The sequence below is a fragment of the Pseudoalteromonas sp. J2K-J031 genome, assembly GCF_058197095.2.
This window is the reverse complement of record NZ_CM200279.1, coordinates 1804635-1823169: the sequence shown is the minus strand read 5'-3', so window position 1 is coordinate 1823169 and position 18535 is coordinate 1804635. Positions and strand designations below refer to the sequence as shown.

The window sequence follows — 18535 nt, the reverse complement described above, 5'->3', positions numbered from 1 at the left end:
TTAAATCTGACGCGCGACCATTAGCGCTTCAAAAATTGCGCGCTTAGCATCAATGGCTGAAGCTAATTTAGCCCCACCAATGACATGAAACTTAGCTTCACCTAAGTGCTGATTAGCATGCTCATTGTTAGATTCTTGGCCAATACAGGCAATTACAGTATCTACCTCTAAAAACTGTTGCTGCCCTTTGTGCTCGATTTCAAGCCCTTGGTTTGAGTAGCTTAAATAATTACACTGCTCAAGTTGCACCACAGCTTGCTGTTTAGCGACTGCACGATGGATCCAGCCTGTTGTTTTTCCAAGGTCGGCACCAAATCTGCCAGCACTGCGTTTAAGCATATAAATTTGCGACTGCGATTGATGTTGTTCAGCCGTTTGTTCAATTCCCCATTGAGATTTAAACTGTGCGATTGACTTATTTTTTTGTTCAGTCAAAAACGCCACCATATCGAAGCCAATGCCTCCAGCCCCTAAAATAGCCACTCGCTGACCAATCGGTACTTCCCCGCGTATGACTTCATCATAGGCATAAATACGTTTACCATCTTGGCAATTTATGGGCGCTAAACGGGGGCGTACGCCAGTTGCAAACACCACATCATCAAAATCTATTGCCATTTTATCATCGTAGTCGGTATTTAATTTAACTGTAACGCCTTGTTTTTCAAGTTCACTTTGATAATACGTTAGGGTGTAATTAAAGTCTTCTTTGCCCGGGATTTGCATTGCTAGTTTAAACTGTCCGCCCATTTGCGCGCTACGATCAATTAATGTAACCGTATGGCCTTTTTCAGCTAAATAACAGGCACTGGCCATACCTGCGGGGCCTGCGCCGACTACCAACACTTTTTTAGCGTTAACGGTTTTATCAAGCGGGTATTCAAGTTCAAACCCTGCCCGAGGATTAACTAAACAAGTAGCACGTTTACCTTTAAATACGTTATCTAAACATCCTTGGTTACACGCGATACAGACATTAATGTTTTTACTATTTTTCTGACTGTATTTATTAAAAAAATCCGGATCGGCAAGAAGTGGCCGCGCCATTGAAATTAAATCCGCTTTACCAGCTTGCAGTATTTCATTAGCAAGCTCAGGGGTATTAATCCGATTAACAGCAATAACCGGTACCGATACCGTTTGTTTTAATAATAACGAGGCATCTTGAAATGCACCTTGTGGCACCATACTAGCAATGGTAGGCACTCGTGCTTCGTGCCAGCCAATACCTGTATTAAAAATATCAACGCCGGCCGACTCAAGAGCTTTAGCTTGTGCTTGTACTTCCGCTTGCGAAGAGCCATTTTCAACTAAATCATGCACAGATAAGCGAAAAACAATAATAAATTTCGACGATACAGCAGCACGTACCGACTTAACTATTTCTATTGCAAACCGCATTCTGTTTTCATTACTCCCACCAAACTCATCTGTACGCTTGTTAGTATGAGCCGCCATAAATTCATTAATTAAATAACCTTCTGAACCCATGATTTCAACGCCATCATAGCCAGCTTGCTCTGCTAAATACGCAGAACGGGCAAAACTTTTGATAGTCTTGAGTACCGCTCTTTTAGACATTTCTTTTGGTTTATAGGGATTAATAGGTGCTTTGATTGCACTTGGTGCCTGATTAAATGGATGATAAGCATAACGACCAGCATGAAGTAGCTGCAAGCATATCTTTGCACCTGCTTGATGCACGGTTTTAGTCACTGAGCGATGCTTTAATACATCAAACCAACCGTTAAAAGTGGATGAAAATGGGGTGAGTTTACCACGCAAAGTTGGGCTATAACCGCCGGTAATAATAAGTCCAACGCCCCCTTGCGCTCTTGCACGATAAAAAGCGTTCAGTTTTTTAAGGTTACCAAGCCCCTCTTCAAGGCCAGTATGCATCGAGCCCATCACCAAACGATTTTTTAAATGGTTATTTTTTAGTTTTAATTCTTGTTCTAACACAAATAAGCCTCAATAATACTGGTCATACCTCTGGCAACATTAGCGGTTTTTCGTTTTATACACAAGTGTCACACTTAGATACTATTTAGATTTAAGTTTAAGATTAAAATCGGTTATTATTAGTGAATATTTTGTATTTGTTATCAAATCTACTTTAAGGACATGATTTTGATTAAAAAATTCTTTCAAATGTTATGGAATGGCCTCAATTTTTCAAGAAGGCTCATTGTTAACATTTTATTTGTGGTGATCATCATCAGTTTAGTGGTCGGCCTTGGTTCAGATGACGATAAAGTGATCATCACACCCGGATCTGCTTTGGTACTTAATTTGTCAGGCCAGATTGTTGAACAAGAAAAGTATGTCGATCCGATTGAGGCGGCGATTGGTGATTCAATGGGCCAAAATGATGAACCACCAGAAGTATTACTCGATGATGTGCTCAATGTTATTAATGACGCAGCACACAACCCAAAAATAAGCGTCATAGTGCTCGCCTTACAACAAATGCAAAATGCCCATCTCAATAAACTCCAAGAGATTGGCCAAGCACTCACTGAATTTAAAGCGCAAGGTAAAAAAATTATTGCCACTGGCGATTCATACAGCCAAGCCCAATATTATCTAGCGTCTTATGCAGATGAAATTTCGATGCATCCTTACGGTTGGGTTGGTGTTGAAGGTTATGCGATGTATCCGGTTTATTTTAAAGATGCGCTTGAAAAACTATCTATTTCTCAACATATTTTTCGTGTTGGCACGTTTAAATCGGCGGTTGAGCCTTTTATTCGTAACGATATGTCCGATGCCGCTAAATTAGCTAATAAAGAGTGGTTAGACGCTTTATGGTTGCAGTATAAAACCGATGTTGCGACGCAACGTCAATTCGACATTACAAATTTCGATGAGTCAATGACTACCTTTTTAGAAAAATTTGCCGCCCAATCTGGAGACTCTGGCGAATATGCCCTTAAAAATGGTTGGGTCGATTATTTAAAAACTAAAGAAGAAGTTCGCCAAGATTTAATCAAATTAGTAGGCCTAGATAAAGAAGGTAAATCGTTTAATCAAGTCTCATTCAGTGATTATTTATCAACCATTAAAATGCCCTTCCCTTATGATAATCCTCTGACAGAAAAGGTTGCGGTTGTTGTTGCTAAAGGAAATATTGTGGATGGTAAGCGTAAAGCAGGTGAAATTGGTGGTGATTCTACCTCTGCTTTATTACGCAAAGCCCGTCTTGATGACAAAGTGAAAGCGGTTGTTCTTCGCATTGACTCAGGCGGTGGTAGTATGTTTGCCTCAGAACTCATTCGCGCTGAAGTGTTAGCACTTAAAGCAGCCGGTAAACCGGTTATTGCTTCAATGAGCTCCGTCGCTGCATCCGGCGGTTACTGGATAGCCTCAGCTGCAAATGAAATTTGGGCTGCACCAAGTACGATCACAGGTTCGATTGGTATTTTTGGAACTATCATGACGTTTGAAAATAGCCTTGCTCGGTTAGGTGTGTATTCAGATGGTGTGTCCACAACCGAAATGGCTGGTTTTTCACCCATGCGTGAACTTAACCCACAATTGGGCAATATGATCCAAATGAGCATCGAACGCGGCTATAACCGCTTCTTGACCATTGTTGCGGAAGCACGTGGCATGACCATTGAAGAAGTCGACCAAATTGCACAGGGCCGCGTTTGGATTGCCACACAAGCAAAAGAGCTTGGTTTAATTGACCAATTAGGTAGCAAACAAGATGCCATTGAAGCAGCTGCAAAACTGGCAAGCCTTGAGCACTATGATGTTATTACCGTTGAGCAAACATTGTCACCGCGTGAATTATTCATGAAAGAGTTTTTATCCAATGCACATGTGCAAAGTTTGATTGGCGTTGAATCTACCGAAACAATGGTCAAAACCAACTTACAAAATAATATCAAATCTGTTGTAAATCAGTTACAACAGCAAGTCACGAGTCTTGAGGATTATAACGACCCAAATGGCGTTTATGCGCGCTGCTTGGTCTGTAATTTAGCCCAATAAGCGACTATACTAGCCCGGTTACTTAACCGGGCTAATTTTATGAATAAAAAACGAATTTACATCGCCTACACTGGCGGCACCATAGGCATGAAAAAATCAGCGCAAGGTTATATTCCTGCTGATGGTTACCTCACCAAAACGGTTCAAAATAGTGCAGAATTCAACCGTGAAGAAATGCCTCATTTTGATATTCATGAATATACCCCACTTATTGACTCTTCAGACATGTCCCCTGCGCATTGGCAACTCATTGCCAATGATATCAAAGATAAATACCTCGATTATGATGGTTTTGTGGTCTTGCATGGTACAGATACGATGGCCTACACCGCATCAGCATTATCTTTTATGCTTGAAAATTTAACCAAACCAGTGATTGTAACGGGTTCACAAATTCCTTTATCGCAATTGCGTTCTGATGGGCAAGTGAATTTACTTAACGCGATGTTTTTAGCTGCAAACTATCCCATTGCAGAAGTGAGCTTATTCTTTAATAACCAACTATTTAGAGGCAATCGTGCCACTAAAGTTCACTCTGATGGTTTCAACGCCTTTGCTTCTCCAAATTTTGAACCTCTAGCCTTATCAGGCATCAATATTGAGTTAATCAATGGCAGCTTAAGCCCTTCGATTGAAAATGAATTACAGATCAGCAACATTACACCGCAACCGATTAGCGTCTTGTATTTATATCCAGGGATCAGTGTCGAAATCGTTAAAAGTATGCTTAATGATCCAGTTAAAGCCCTGATAATCATGAGTTTTGGTGTGGGTAACGCGCCGCAAAACCCACAGTTATTAGCCGAACTTGAAGCTGCTTCTAAACGCGGTGTGGTGATCATCAATCTCACTCAATGTATTAAAGGCAGTGTCAATATGGGCGGCTATGCAACCGGAAATGCACTTTTAAATGTCGGGGTGATCAGTGGCTATGACATGACGCTAGAAGCGTGTTTAACCAAGTTACATTATTTATTAAGTAAAGGGCTAGAAGTGGAAACTATTCGCCATTTAATGCAAGATAATTTACGTGGTGAATTAGAGCGTTAAACTAAAAACGAACATAAAAAAGGCCATAACAATCTGTTATGGCCTTTTTTAATTTTAAAATGCGTTAATTAACGTACTTTCGCATCAATCTCTGCAAGATCAGTCAAATGACATAGCTCGCCGGCATGCGTTAATAAACCATGCTCACCAAAATAATCACGTTGCGCTTGCACTAGATGACCATTGCTTGGTGTACTCAGTGTTGCATAGTAAGTTTGACTCGCTGCTAACACCGGAAATGCAAGACCTGTTGTAATCGCGATCCCTGTGACTTTACGAAGTGCAGTTACTTCAGAATCAAGTGCATCAATAAATTCATTTCCTTGTGCAACTTGATCTAAATAATCAGCGCGGATAATACAGCCAGCACGCCATGTTTGCAGTGTTTTAGCTAAATCGACCTTCCACTGATGCGTACGCGATGCGCCTTTAATAAGCGCTAAACCTTGGCGATAACACAACAAACTTGCAAAATGAAAGGCTTGCTTTAACTCATCTAAATCAACATCAGCCAGCATAGTTGGACGTGTTTGGTAGGTCATTTCTTTTGCTGCATGCGTTGAATAAGTATTTGTTAAATGACGCGCTTCTACTGCAGCGACTAACGACGGCACAGCAATACCTAATTCTAAAGCGTTTTGCGCAGTCCAAAGACCTGTGCCCTTAGCGCCAACTTTATTATCAATTAAATCAACGAGTGGCTCATCATTATGGCCTTCTAGTTTTAGAATATGGCTTGAAATAGAGAGTAAGTAGCTGTTGAGATCTGTTTCAGACCACGCATCAAAAATGGACGCGATTTCTTGTGGTGATTTACCGCAGCCTAAACGCAGTAGCTGATACACTTCGGCAATTAATTGCATCAGTGAATACTCTATGCCGTTATGGACCATTTTAACAAAATGACCGCTGGCCGATTGGCCTACACGAGCAAAACAAGACTCGCCTTTATAATTTGCAGCTACTTTTTCAAGGGCGGGCTCAACACGTTCCCAACCACCTTCAGAACCGCTAGCCATCATTGCAGGGCCATGACGTGCGCCTTCTGCACCACCTGAAATTCCCATCGTGGCAAATTCAAATTTATTTTGATATTTCAGTTTACGGGCAATACCATCTTTGTAATTACTGTTTCCGCAATCAACAATTAAATCATTGGCATCAACACCTGCTTCAATCAACTCCTGACACACACGGTCAACCAGTTCACCCGCAGGGACTAACAGTAAAATTGAGCGAGGGGTTTCAAGACGCTTAATCATATCGGTTAAGTCCGATACAATGTGTAAGCGTTCAGCATGGCCATCAGATTTAGCAATGCTTAATAAATCTTCACCCGCATCTGGGTTTTTATCATAAGCAACTAACGATATCCCTTTTTCGATTAAATTTAGCGCTAGGTTCTTCCCCATTACGCCTAAACCAACTAAAGCGACCTGCATGTAAACTCCTCATCGACACAGTTGTAACAATCAAAGCATCATTGATTGCATTAAAATTAAATACGCAAGCTCTAACGGCGCGCATTATAGGTCATTCTAGTGTGCTTTCAATGCACTCGTTAAAAATAAACTAAATTTAGCCTGTAGTTGTATCAAAAATACACGTTGCTGCCAAAGTAAGCGGCGCTTACCAAATAAACCCATTGCCGAGCGTGACGTATAAAAATTATTTTAGATTACAATTTAGTGACTTTAATAATCTTCGATTGACCCTCACTGACACCGGTGTCATAATTGATTTATAAATTTAATCTAATTTTTATTAATCATACAGATTAAACAAAATCCCTCATTCGAAATTTTGCAACAAGATAACTGGAGAATCTCATGGCTAGACGTACTAAAATCGTCGCTACACTTGGACCGGCTACTGATAGAGATAACAATTTAGAAAAAATCATCACCGCTGGCGTCAATGTCGTTCGTTTAAACTTTTCTCATGGTGTTGCACAAGACCATAAAGATCGCGCAGAAAAAGTACGTGAAATAGCAACTAGACTAGGTAAACATATTGCTATTTTAGCTGACTTACAAGGTCCAAAAATTCGTGTATCTACTTTCAAAGAAGGCAAAGTCACCTTAGTGGAAGGCGCTAAATTTATCCTTGATGCGCAAATGGCTAAAGGTGAAGGCGATATCAATGCTGTCGGTATTGATTATAAAGAGCTACCACAAGATGTTTCATCAGGTGATTTATTATTATTAAACGATGGCTTAATTCAATTAACTGTTGATAGCGTTGATGGTCATTTGGTGTATTGTACTGTTGCCATTGGCGGTGTTTTGTCGAATAACAAAGGCATCAACCGTTTAGGTGGTGGCTTAACTGCCCCTGCGTTTACCGAAAAAGACGAACGTGATTTAATTACTGCATCAGAAATTGGTGTCGATTACATTGCGGTTTCTTTCCCTCGCAGTGGCGATGATATGCGCCATGTCCGTTCATTAGCAGTTAAAGCAGGCAGCAATGCGCAGTTATTAGCAAAAATTGAACGTGCAGAAGCAGTATGCTCTGTTGCCGCGATTGATGACATCGTTTTAGCATCTGACGCTGTGATGGTGGCACGTGGTGATTTAGGTGTTGAAATCGGTGATGCTGAATTAGTGGGTAAACAAAAACTGATTATTAGCCGTGCTCGTTCATTAAACCGTGTTGTAATTACCGCAACCCAAATGATGGAGTCTATGATTGATAACCCAATGCCAACACGTGCCGAAGTAATGGACGTGGCCAATGCGGTTATTGATGGAACTGATGCTGTTATGCTTTCTGCTGAAACAGCGGCCGGTGATTATCCAGTAGAGACTGTAAAAGCCATGGCACGTGTGTGTGTAGGCGCTGAATCACAACCAGAAACACATATTTCTAAACATCGCTTAGATAGCATGTTTTCTGATACGTCAGAAACATTGGCACTTTCTGCTATGTATGCAGCAAACCATTTAAGCAGTGTTAAAGCCATCGTTGCATTAACTGAATCAGGCAATACCGCAAAATTAATGTCGCGTATTAGTTCTGGTTTACCTATTTATTCATTATCACGTCATGCTTCAACGCTTGGTCAAACAGCCCTTTATCGTGGTGTTTACCCAGTTTATTTTGATTCAACAGCATGTAGCAAAGATGAAATGGTCAGCGAAGCAGTGAAAGCACTTGTTGCCAAAGGTGTACTTGTTGCAGGCGACCAAGTGATTTTAACCCACGGTGATTCAATGGAAACCGTAGGTGCTACCAATACAATGAAAATTGTCACGGTATAATAATCTTATTTCATTCAAGTTATATATTAAGCGGCGTTAAGCCGCTTTTTTATTGCGCTAATTTCTTAATTATTTTATGTTGTTATCACTTAATTGATGAATCATTTAAAGGATAAAAATGCCAACTAGCACCCTCTTTCGTTTAGGTGTTTTAACCTCCGGTGGCGATGCACCAGGAATGAATGCTGCGATCCGAGCAATTACATTAAAAGGGCTTGCTGCAGGATTTGAAATCGTCGGTATTAATGCAGGTTATAACGGTATTTTTAATCTTGATACACAAATCTTAACCGCACAGTCCGTTGATAATATCATCCAACGGGGTGGAACCATCTTAAAAACGGCGCGTTGCGCTCAGTTTCGCGAAGAAAATGGCCCTCGCCTAGCAGCACAAAACCTTGCTAAACTTCAGCTCGATGCGCTTATTATTATTGGTGGTGATGGAAGTTTTCGTGGAGCCGTGAAATTGGCAGAGTTTTGGTCAAAACCAATTATTGGTATACCCGGTACTATCGATAACGATATTAACGGCACAGATCAAACAATAGGTTTTTGGACTGCCATTGATACTGCCCTTGATTCAATTGATAAAATTCGCGATACCGCCGATGCATTCGAACGTATTTTTGTGGTAGAAGTTATGGGCCGTGATTGCGGTTTTATTGCGATGGAATCAGGCATTGCCTGTGGCGCAGAACAAATTATTTGCCACGAATTAATTGAAGATGAAGCCGCTTATTTAGCGCAGCTCTACACCGCTATTTTACATGCCGTAACGTGGCGTCAGACTCAAAGTTACGTTATCGTGATTGCTGAACATTCGTTATCAATCAGCAGTGCTGAACTCGCCAAACGAATTGCTGATTTCACAGGCGTTGATACCAAAAGTGCAGTGTTAGGTTACATACAGCGTGGCGGCGCCCCTGTCGCAATGGACAGAGTCCTTGCAACCCAGCTTGGTATTAGCGCTGTTGCTGCAGTGTCTGAAGGTAAAACGGGGATCATGTTAGGCATGAAAAACAACGACATAGTTGAAGTTGCCTTGGGTGAAACAGGCCTTAAAAATACTCATAATCAAGACCTGATAAAACGGTTAAAACAGTTTAATTTTGATTTAACCGATTAACTAGCCAATGCCGACTTTACTTTATCACGGTAACTTCGGCTCACTTTAAGCTCCTGACCATTAGCTAATACTAATTGATATTCGCCACTGACTTGCGTTACCAATTTGGTAATTTGTTTAGTATTGACGATTGCACTGCGATGTACTCGAACAAAAAGATTAGGATCGAGTTCTTGTTCAAGCTCTTTCATTGTTTTACGTAAGATATGTGTCTTACCATCGGAGCAATGCAAACACATGTAATCCCCAGCAGCATCAACCCATTGAATGGAAGCGGCTTGAACACGAATAATTTCGCCCTGCTCTTTAACCGCAATGGACTCAGGGTAGCGCTTATCTTCTAATTTAACACCTGACGCTAACTTTTTTAAAATATCTTCACAATCATTGCCGGTGATCCCTGCGACAAAACTTGCTAACTTTCGTTTATGGACTTGATCTTGTTGTGTTTTGATATGAGAGTGCACTTTTTCTACCGCCTGTTTTAATCGATTTTCATCAACGGGTTTAAGTATGTAATCCAAGGCATGAACTTCAAAAGCTTTAACTGCATACTGATCAAACGCTGTTACGAACACGATTGCAGGGAGGATCATGTCATACGTTAATAGTTGCTGCACAACTTCGAAGCCATTTATTCCTGGCATTTGAATATCTAAAAAAATGAGATCTACTTTTTGACTGCGACACACCTCTAATGCTTCTGCGCCATTTTTACACAGTGCAACAATATCTAGCTCGGGATAATCGCTTAAACGTACCGCTAAACCTTTACGGGCTAAAGGCTCGTCATCAACAATAATTGTTTTGATATTAAACATCTTTTCTTGCCCTTTCATAAGGTACACGGATATTTATCTTTAAACCTGTGGGTTCATTTTTAGATAATACAAACGAATAGTTATTATCATATAAAGTTTTGAGTCTGTCTTTGGTATTAGCCAAACCAACCCCAGATAATTTAATTAAATCACCGTCATGCAAATCAGCGCCTGGGCCATTGTCTGTTACTTCTAATAATAACTCATTAGCAAATACTTGTGCTTTTACTGCAATGGTGCCACCTTCTTCTAGCGTGGCAATCGCATATTTAATTGAATTCTCGATTAACGGTTGCAGTATCAAGCTAGGTACAAGGGCTTTATTCGCCTCAGCGCTAATATCAACAGACACAGAAAGTCTATCTTCAAAGCGTACTTTTTCAATTTCAAGGTATAACATTAAGGCATGAATTTCTTGTTCAAGTGGTACTTTTTTGATCGGATCTGTATTTAATGTATAACGTAAAAAATCACTTAACCGACTGACCATGGTATTCGCATTTTTATTTTCTTCTACTAAAACCAAGGTAGATATTGCATTAAGCGTATTAAATAAAAAGTGCGGATTAAGCTGGTAGCGTAACATTTTCAGTTGTGCTTCATGAGCCATGGTATTGGCTTTTAATGCTTTTTGTTTTTCACTTTGCAGCAGTTGATAGTATTTAACGCCAAAATATAAGCCACTCCAGCATAATACGATGTACACCGCATCTAAGCCTTGCTGAAAATAATAAAACCACTCTGTTGGGCGATAACCGTGTCGGTAAATTTCCCATAAGTTAAATTTTTGAACCACTGACCATAAAGTACCGACCAAGTAAGAAGCGCCAAAGACCACGCCAACCAAAATAAGGGGTTTAGCATTCCAAATTTTACGGTATAAATATCGCAGCGGAATGGTCATGAGACAACCAGCATAAGCGTTTAGAATAATCACGAAAATATAGATATCACGCATTTCAAAGACTTTTGAACCAATGTAATTAACCAACGCATAGCCTATCCAACCAGCTATTTGCAGGATCCAAAAGAACTTATGTCTGTTTTCTACTAATTGTTGCCAGTTCAAAATAGGTTAGATATCTGTTTGTAATTTTTAAACATTATAAAATGCTCACTCAAGAGTGCACTGTTAACTATCCTACTTTTGTTACGGCTTAACGCAAATAAAAAAGGTGCCGTAGCACCTTTTATCATAAGACCTTAGCCAAGTTTATCGGACGCTACTTTATAAGTAGGGTCTTCAATGACATTAAACTCGACTAAGCCAGATGCTTTTTCTAACAATTGAGTACAGTCCGCACTTAAATGGCGTAAATGAAGCTTTTTACCGGCTTTCGTGTAGCGCTCGGCCAAGGTATCAATTGCATCAATTGCACTATGATCAGCCACTCTGCTGTATTTGAATTCAATAATAATATCTTTAGGATCGTTTGGAATATCAAAAAGGTCTAAGAAATTTTTAACTGAACCAAAAAATAATGGGCCATGTAACTCGTACACTTTTGTGCCTTGTGAATCAATATAAGCAGTGATGTAAATATGTTTTGCATGTTCCCATGCAAATACTAGCGCCGAAACAATCACACCAACACACACCGCAATAGCGAGGTCTGTAAACACGGTTACACCCGATACCAATACAATGACAAAAGCGTCACTTTTTGGTACTTTGTTCATTATCCTAAGGCTTGACCACTCAAACGTTCCAAGTACAACCATAAACATAACCCCGACCAAAGCGGCTAAAGGGATCATTTCTATCAGACTGGCTGTAAATAAAATAAAGACCAGCAACATCAACGCTGCAGTGATCCCTGATAAACGGCTTCTACCGCCTGAGTTTATATTGATCATTGATTGACCAATCATAGCGCAACCCCCCATGGCACCAAATACGCCACATGTCATATTGGCTGCACCTTGTCCGATACACTCTTTATTACCGTTACCACGGGTTTGAGTAATTTCATCAATTAGGGTTAAGGTTAATAGTGATTCAATTAAACCTATGGCGGCTAAAATCAGTGCATATGGAAAAATTATTTGCAGTGTTTCTAAATTAAACGGCACACTTGGAATATGAAAACTTGGCAAGCCAGCAGCAAGGGTTGCAGATGCATCACCCGTCATACTACGTAAAAAATCAACCACATTACGCGTATCTAAGTCAAAACCAATCACAATACCTGTCACAACAACAATTGCTGCAAGTGATGATGGGATTGCCGTCGTAAATTTTGGTAAAAAATGAATGATAGCCATAGTTAAAACGACTAATCCAAGCATGACATACATCGCACTGCCCTGCATCCATTGCATTACCCCAGATTCATCAGGTACTTTAAACTGGCCTAGTTGTGCGAGAAAAATCACAATCGCTAAACCGTTAACAAAACCCAGCATTACCGGATAGGGTACCATGCGAATGAACTTACCAAGTTTAAAGACACCAGCTAAAATTTGCAGTAACCCCATCAATAATACTGTTGCAAATAAATATTCAACACCGTGGTCCAATACCAAGCTCACCATTACAACCGCAAGCGCCCCCGTAGCACCAGAGATCATCCCAGGACGGCCACCAAAAATGGCGGTGATAAGGCCAACTATAAATGCAGCATATAATCCAACTAACGGGTCTACATGTGCAACAAACGCAAATGCTACAGCCTCGGGTACAAGTGCCAGGGCGACGGTTAAACCCGACAGCACATCATTTTTTGCCGACTTAGGGGCACGACTCAACAAATTAAACATTCTTTATCCCGTTTATGTTGATACAAAGAAAATAGTAGTCAATTTTAGCAACAAATAACTATCGCAACAAATCCTACACTTATGGGCTCTAAAAAATAAGACACTGATTATTAACTTAATAATCAGTGTCTTATTTTTTAAATAATTATCTAAAGTGGTAATGCAGTACTGCGTTTTACACACGTCATGGTCACGTTAGAATGTACTTCTTGGACATACTCAAGAGACAGCAATTTATCGCGGACAAACAATTCGTAGCCTTCAATCCCCTTAGAGATGATCCGCAACATAAAATCCATTGTACCGGCCATGCTATAACATTCAGTCACTTCGTCATAACTCATGATCAGTTTTTCAAACTGTGCGAGCTGATCACGACCATGGCTTGATAAACGCACATGAGCATATACCAGCATGTCAAAACCTAATAACTTAGCATCCAAGATAGCCACTTTACTCGTTATGTAACCTTCTTGCTCTAGACGCGCAATACGACGCCAACAAGGTGACTGAGATAGACCCACTTTATCGGCTATTTCAGCCGTAGATAAACTGGCATCTTTTTGAAGAAGTGCCAGTATTTGGCGATCAACTTGATTCAATGACATTATTAATTCTTAATTTAATCAATAGTGAGCAAAATTATACATTCTATTTTTTACGAAGTCTGCGATTGTAAAAAAATATTTAACCAAATCGACCGCTTAAAAATGGATTATGTCGTTTTTCATAACCAATGGTCGTAGTTGGTCCATGACCGGGATAGACGATGTAGTTATCAGGTAAGTCAAACAATCTTTGTTTTATTGACGCTACAAGTTGCCCCTGATCTCCTTTAGGGAAATCAGTACGACCAATCGACCCTTTAAATAAAACATCCCCCACCACGACAAACTGGTTAGCATGACTCACCAAAACCACATGACCTGGGGTATGACCAGGGCAATGGCGGACCTCAAGTATTTGTTCACCAAAACGGATTTGCTGTTGATGTACCAACCACTGATGAGGTAAAAAAGGGCTGGCCGAGTTAAAGCCAAACATTTTTGCTTGTCCATTCAAAGCATCAAGCCAAAAGCTATCATCGCTATGCGGTCCAATAATTTCAACATCAAAATAATCAGCCAACTCAGTTGCAGCACCAACATGATCTAAATGGCCATGAGTTAGAATGATTTTAACTACTTTGCACTTTTGCGTTTCTGCTAATTGAATTAATTGCGCATAATCTCCGCCTGGATCAACAAACACAGCTTGAGCCGTTTTATCACACACTAATAAACTACAATTTTGTGCAAAAGCTGTGACAGGTCGAATAAAGACATTCATAGATTAACGCTCGATCAAAATAGGATATTGTAAATAGGCTTGGTCATAATAAGGTGTTTGCTGATAAAGCCATGCTGCTCTTGCATCCGCATTGTTTGCAAATTTAGGGTCAGCGAGTTTCTCATCAAACTGAGCTTTAAGTTGACTATCTTGCGCTAACATCGCTTTGGCATAAGGCTCTAACGCATAGTTTTCAACATATTCCGTTCGTTGAAAAATAGTATTAAAAAAGCCCCATTGAAATAACGAGTCTTGCGCTTGAGGATGTAAAAGGTGTACCGCCAGTTTTCCAAGCGGTTGTGACGTGGGTACTTTATACCATGCAATGGCGTTATTGGGCCTAGCCGATTGCACATCAAACGTTGCTGAAACCCGCATACGCCCTTCAAAAGGTAACGTTGCAAATTTAAATTCATTTATTGCCCATTGCTCTAAATTTGGTAACTCTTTGGCTAAAACCTTTTGATATTCAATCCCCTGTAAAGAGAGCGTATCGAGTACACTAGAATATTGTGCCGGAACATAAAACGCTTTAGGGACATCAACCACTACTTTTTGTATTTTTTGCCAATAAATAGGTAATCTTTTATATTGCTCTTTTTGCCCTGTGTAACGAACTTCCTGATGTCCAGTCAGTTCACTATCAAAGTGTTCATAACTTATGCCTGCAAAATCAATATAATTGGGTTCTTTACTATAACTGCGTTCCACAACCAACTCGGATGGTAAATGTTGCTGTTCTTTCTTTACAGCTGCCGCTAATTTATCTTTATGATCGGATAATACATTGATCACCGCTTCTAAAAATACATAAGTTCCAAGCACCCTTTGTTTGTAAGGTTTGAGTGAGTGATTTTCTACCAAAATAGTGGGTAAATTTCTTAAATCACCCCACCCATTTGAAAATCTTGGGGTTGCAACCCAACCAGCTAATCCTTGTTTTAAATCACGCGGATCCATTAAAAAAACAAAGTCGCCCGGTAAATGACCCATTTCACGTAATTTTTTGTCTATGTTAGGTCGAAAATCATGGGCTAACACCGTCGAAATTTGCGGTGATTCACTGGCAAAAATCGGCATAAAGCCATACGTCACATCGTATTGATAATCAGCACCATCGGTTACATGAATATCAAGATAAAGTTGTGGGTTATATTGATTCACAACCTTCACAAGTGCCTTAATCTCGGGAGTATCAAGCTTGGTGTAATCACGATTTAAATTTAAATTTTGAGCGTTTGTCCTAAAACCCATCTCAACCGGCCCACGCTGATTAATACGATTAAACTCAGAACTACGTTCGTGGCCATCAACATTTAAAATAGGAATGAATAAGATGTTTACTTTATTAAGCAGGTGTTTTTTATCTCCTAAAGCAATATCACGAAGTAGCATAAAGCCCGCATCTTTCCCATCGATTTCACCACTGTGGATCCCTGCTTGAATCAATAAAGTAGGTTTTTGGATATTTAACTGATGGTTATCTTCACTCGCTGTGATTTTAAGCATCTTAATTGCACGCTGCTGATCACTATAGCCAATGGTTTCAAGTGAAAAAAGCTCTGGTGCAGATGACACTAGCTTATCCACATACTCCATCGTCATTTGATAATTAGGTGTAGCTAAAGCGCCACTTCGTTCAAATTCAGTCAGCAGTTTCCCCTCTTTTTGCAATAAAACTTCACTTTTACCATGCCAAACTTCTTGGACGGGGAGATGAAAATCACCTGCAAGTGCCGCTGCGAATAATATGGGGGTCAACATAATTTACTCTCTATTTTATTATTGTTTTTGTGACTTTAAACGACGTAAAGATTGATTAAATAGTTGCATTGAATGCGCACAAGCAGCATATTTTTGACTACAGACTAAATAAACAGGTTGTGATGAAAGATAATTCACTTCTTTAAATTCTAATTGCGCCATTTCATCAGTAAACCAGTCTTTTAATAAGCTTTCAGCAACTGCGGGTTCCACTAACAACACATCACTTTTTTTACTCAATAAATACTTAATCCCTTCATAATCTGATTGGGATTCAACAAGGTTTAGCTGGTTTTTGTATTGATCAAAAATACTGCCATAACTATAACCATGTGTTAAACCGACTTTAAACTTACGAAGTTGATCGATACGATTAAATTGAATTGATGAACTTTTTAAAAATAATAACTGTGTTGTCAGATAACTTAGCGGTTCAGAGTAAATCCAATCATTTTCCATCTGCTCAGATTTATACCACATAAACGTAAACCCGTTGCCTTCACCAATTTTTAATTGTGTTTCTGGCCAGCTCATAAATTCAAACTCAGGTTTTATATTATGCTCAGCAAATACATTATTAACGATTTTACCCAAGATCCCTTTATCATTTCGTCGTGCATCAAGATAAGGTGGGTAATTATCAATACTTATCAACACCGTTTTTTCTTCTGCATGAGTAAGTCCAATACCAAATATGTGAGATAAAAAAATACCCAGTGAAATAAACCCTTTTCTTAACATAAATACCTAAATCACTCTGCGAGCGTTTGACAATATTAAGCTTAAGCCTAACAAAATTTATGATAAGCTCCAAATCTATGACACGCCAAATAATAATTAATTTGTTGAAATAATAATGAAAAAATCAATCTTGATTACAGGCTGCTCAAGCGGTATTGGCCTTTATTGCGCTAAAGAGTTGCATAACCTAGGCTACTTAGTTATCGCAAGTTGTCGAACAATGCAGGATGTTACACGGTTACAAACATTAGGATTACATTGTGTACAACTTGACTTATCCGATACAGCTAGCATTACTCAAGGTCTTGCACAAGCTATTGATATTGGAGGTGGAAAACTCGATTATCTTTTTAATAATGGTGCTTATGGTCAACCTGGTGCAGTAGAAGATTTACCCACACAAGCACTTCGAGAGCAATTCGAAACTAATTTTTTTGGTTGGCATGAATTAACCGCTCAAGTCATCAAGTTGATGCGTAAACAAAATAGTGGTCGTATAATTCAAAATTCATCGGTACTCGGATTAGTCACTCTTCCTTACCGAGGAGCTTATAACGCAAGTAAATTTGCTTTAGAAGGTTTAACAGATACTCTTCGGCTGGAGCTTAGCAATACCAACATTAAAGTTTGTTTAATTGAACCTGGACCTATTGAATCCAAATTCAGACAAAACGCATTAAACGCATTTTTAGCGCATATTGATATCGAAAAAAGTAGCCATAAAAGTAATTATCTAGCTCAACAGCAACGACTCAATACCAACACAAAACCACAATCTTTTACCCTAGGACCGGAAGCTGTGTTAAAGGTGTTATTGCATGCAATGGAAAGTAAACATCCAAAGATCCGCTATTATGTTACTTTCCCGACGTATTTATTTGGATTTTTAAAACGTATTTTACCCGCCCGCCTATTAGATAAAATTTTAAATGGCGCAAAATAATGAAGAACAAGCCAAAAAGTGTGTATAGACCACTATTAAGAAGCTATATTGGATGCCCTGACCGTTAAATTGTTCGTTATTAACGCACCTTGTGCCCTGAAACACTTGTATTTAGAGATAAATAAGTTATTTATTTTTTGCTAACTATATTGATGAGCTTCTTATGCCAAATTGAGTTTAAATCGGTTTTACATACTATTTTGCATTAAATTCACTTTATATTAAACGCCTTGATGGTAGTCCTTTTCGGATAAACTTAATCCAAAAGGATTGCCTCAGTGTAATAGTACTACTTTTTAATGAATTAACTACCGAATTATAAAAAACAAAAAAGGGAACATAAGTTCCCTTTTAACGTTTGCTTTTAATCAAAAAGCTTACGCTGCAATACCTTCTTTTGCTTTAGCAACTAATGCTGCGAAAGCTACTTGGTCATATACTGCGATATCTGCAAGGATCTTACGATCGATTTCTACAGAAGTCTTCTTCAAACCATTAATAAAACGGCTGTAAGAAAGACCATTTTGACGCGAAGCAGCATTGATACGAGCGATCCATAATTGACGGAAAGTACGTTTCTTTGCACGACGGTCACGGTAAGCATATTGACCTGCTTTTGTAACCGCTTGGAATGCTACGCGATAAACACGTGAACGTGCTCCGTAGTAACCTTTAGCTTGCTTTAAAACTTTTTTGTGACGTGCACGTGCAACAACACCGCGTTTAACTCTTGCCATGA

Annotated in this window: 15 protein-coding genes; 5 read left to right on the top strand and 10 right to left on the bottom strand. The window is 39.4% G+C overall.

Going from position 1 to position 18535, the window contains the following annotated elements:
- Positions 1-1962: an FAD-dependent oxidoreductase gene (locus tag AC3KZC_RS08265; RefSeq protein WP_490579183.1), complete on the bottom strand. Its 1962-nt coding sequence runs from the start codon at positions 1960-1962 to the stop codon at positions 1-3.
- A gap of 168 nt (positions 1963-2130) precedes the next feature.
- On the opposite strand from AC3KZC_RS08265, the gene sppA reads away from it, so the two are divergent.
- Positions 2131-3999: a signal peptide peptidase SppA gene (gene sppA / locus AC3KZC_RS08260; protein WP_490579184.1), complete on the top strand. Its 1869-nt coding sequence runs from the start codon at positions 2131-2133 to the stop codon at positions 3997-3999.
- 39 nt (positions 4000-4038) lie between these two features.
- Entirely contained in the window at positions 4039-5049 is a 1011-nt protein-coding gene (gene ansA / locus AC3KZC_RS08255; protein ID WP_490579185.1) for an asparaginase, read from the top strand.
- Positions 5050-5117: 68 nt separating this feature from the next.
- Here ansA and gnd read toward each other — a convergent pair whose 3' ends face one another.
- A complete protein-coding gene (gnd, locus tag AC3KZC_RS08250) occupies positions 5118-6491 on the bottom strand; it encodes an NADP-dependent phosphogluconate dehydrogenase (RefSeq protein WP_490579186.1) in 1374 nt (457 codons plus the stop codon).
- A 387-nt stretch (positions 6492-6878) separates the two neighbouring features.
- Between gnd and pyk the strand changes: the two genes are divergently transcribed.
- Both pyk and AC3KZC_RS08240 read left to right on the top strand, forming a co-directional pair.
- Positions 6879-8312: a pyruvate kinase gene (gene pyk, locus AC3KZC_RS08245; RefSeq protein WP_490579187.1), complete on the top strand. Its 1434-nt coding sequence runs from the start codon at positions 6879-6881 to the stop codon at positions 8310-8312.
- 118 nt (positions 8313-8430) lie between these two features.
- Positions 8431-9438, top strand: coding sequence for an ATP-dependent 6-phosphofructokinase (locus tag AC3KZC_RS08240; protein ID WP_490579188.1), 1008 nt, complete (start codon positions 8431-8433; stop codon positions 9436-9438).
- Here the strand turns inward: AC3KZC_RS08240 and AC3KZC_RS08235 are convergent.
- The 7 genes from AC3KZC_RS08235 to AC3KZC_RS08205 form a co-directional block, all read right to left on the bottom strand.
- On the bottom strand, positions 9435-10259 hold the full coding sequence (locus tag AC3KZC_RS08235; RefSeq protein WP_490579189.1) for a LytR/AlgR family response regulator transcription factor: 825 nt from the start codon (positions 10257-10259) through the stop codon (positions 9435-9437). The two genes, AC3KZC_RS08240 and AC3KZC_RS08235, sit on opposite strands and share 4 nt — an antisense overlap.
- Positions 10252-11328: a sensor histidine kinase gene (locus AC3KZC_RS08230; protein ID WP_490579190.1), complete on the bottom strand. Its 1077-nt coding sequence runs from the start codon at positions 11326-11328 to the stop codon at positions 10252-10254. The genes AC3KZC_RS08235 and AC3KZC_RS08230 overlap by 8 nt, the downstream gene beginning before the upstream one ends.
- Positions 11329-11462: 134 nt before the next feature.
- Positions 11463-13019 (bottom strand): SulP family inorganic anion transporter, encoded by a 1557-nt coding sequence (locus AC3KZC_RS08225; protein ID WP_490579191.1) that lies wholly within the window; start codon positions 13017-13019, stop codon positions 11463-11465.
- A gap of 149 nt (positions 13020-13168) precedes the next feature.
- A complete protein-coding gene (locus AC3KZC_RS08220) occupies positions 13169-13627 on the bottom strand; it encodes an Lrp/AsnC family transcriptional regulator (protein WP_490579192.1) in 459 nt (152 codons plus the stop codon).
- Positions 13628-13706: 79 nt separating this feature from the next.
- Positions 13707-14348 (bottom strand): MBL fold metallo-hydrolase, encoded by a 642-nt coding sequence (locus AC3KZC_RS08215; RefSeq protein ID WP_490579193.1) that lies wholly within the window; start codon positions 14346-14348, stop codon positions 13707-13709.
- Positions 14349-14351: 3 nt separating this feature from the next.
- Positions 14352-16112 carry a M14 family metallopeptidase gene (locus AC3KZC_RS08210; RefSeq protein ID WP_490579194.1) on the bottom strand — a complete coding sequence of 587 codons (1761 nt, stop codon included), beginning with the start codon at positions 16110-16112 and terminating at the stop codon, positions 14352-14354.
- 18 nt (positions 16113-16130) lie between these two features.
- Positions 16131-16853, bottom strand: a complete 723-nt coding sequence (locus tag AC3KZC_RS08205) for a substrate-binding periplasmic protein (RefSeq protein ID WP_490579195.1) — start codon at positions 16851-16853, stop codon at positions 16131-16133.
- A gap of 115 nt (positions 16854-16968) precedes the next feature.
- Here AC3KZC_RS08205 and AC3KZC_RS08200 point away from each other — a divergent pair, with 115 nt between their 5' ends.
- On the top strand, positions 16969-17796 hold the full coding sequence (locus tag AC3KZC_RS08200) for an SDR family oxidoreductase (RefSeq protein WP_490579196.1): 828 nt from the start codon (positions 16969-16971) through the stop codon (positions 17794-17796).
- 377 nt (positions 17797-18173) lie between these two features.
- Here the strand turns inward: AC3KZC_RS08200 and rplT are convergent, their stop codons facing one another.
- On the bottom strand, positions 18174-18533 hold the full coding sequence (rplT, locus tag AC3KZC_RS08195; protein WP_009839971.1) for a 50S ribosomal protein L20: 360 nt from the start codon (positions 18531-18533) through the stop codon (positions 18174-18176).
- Positions 18534-18535: the final 2 nt, after the last annotated feature.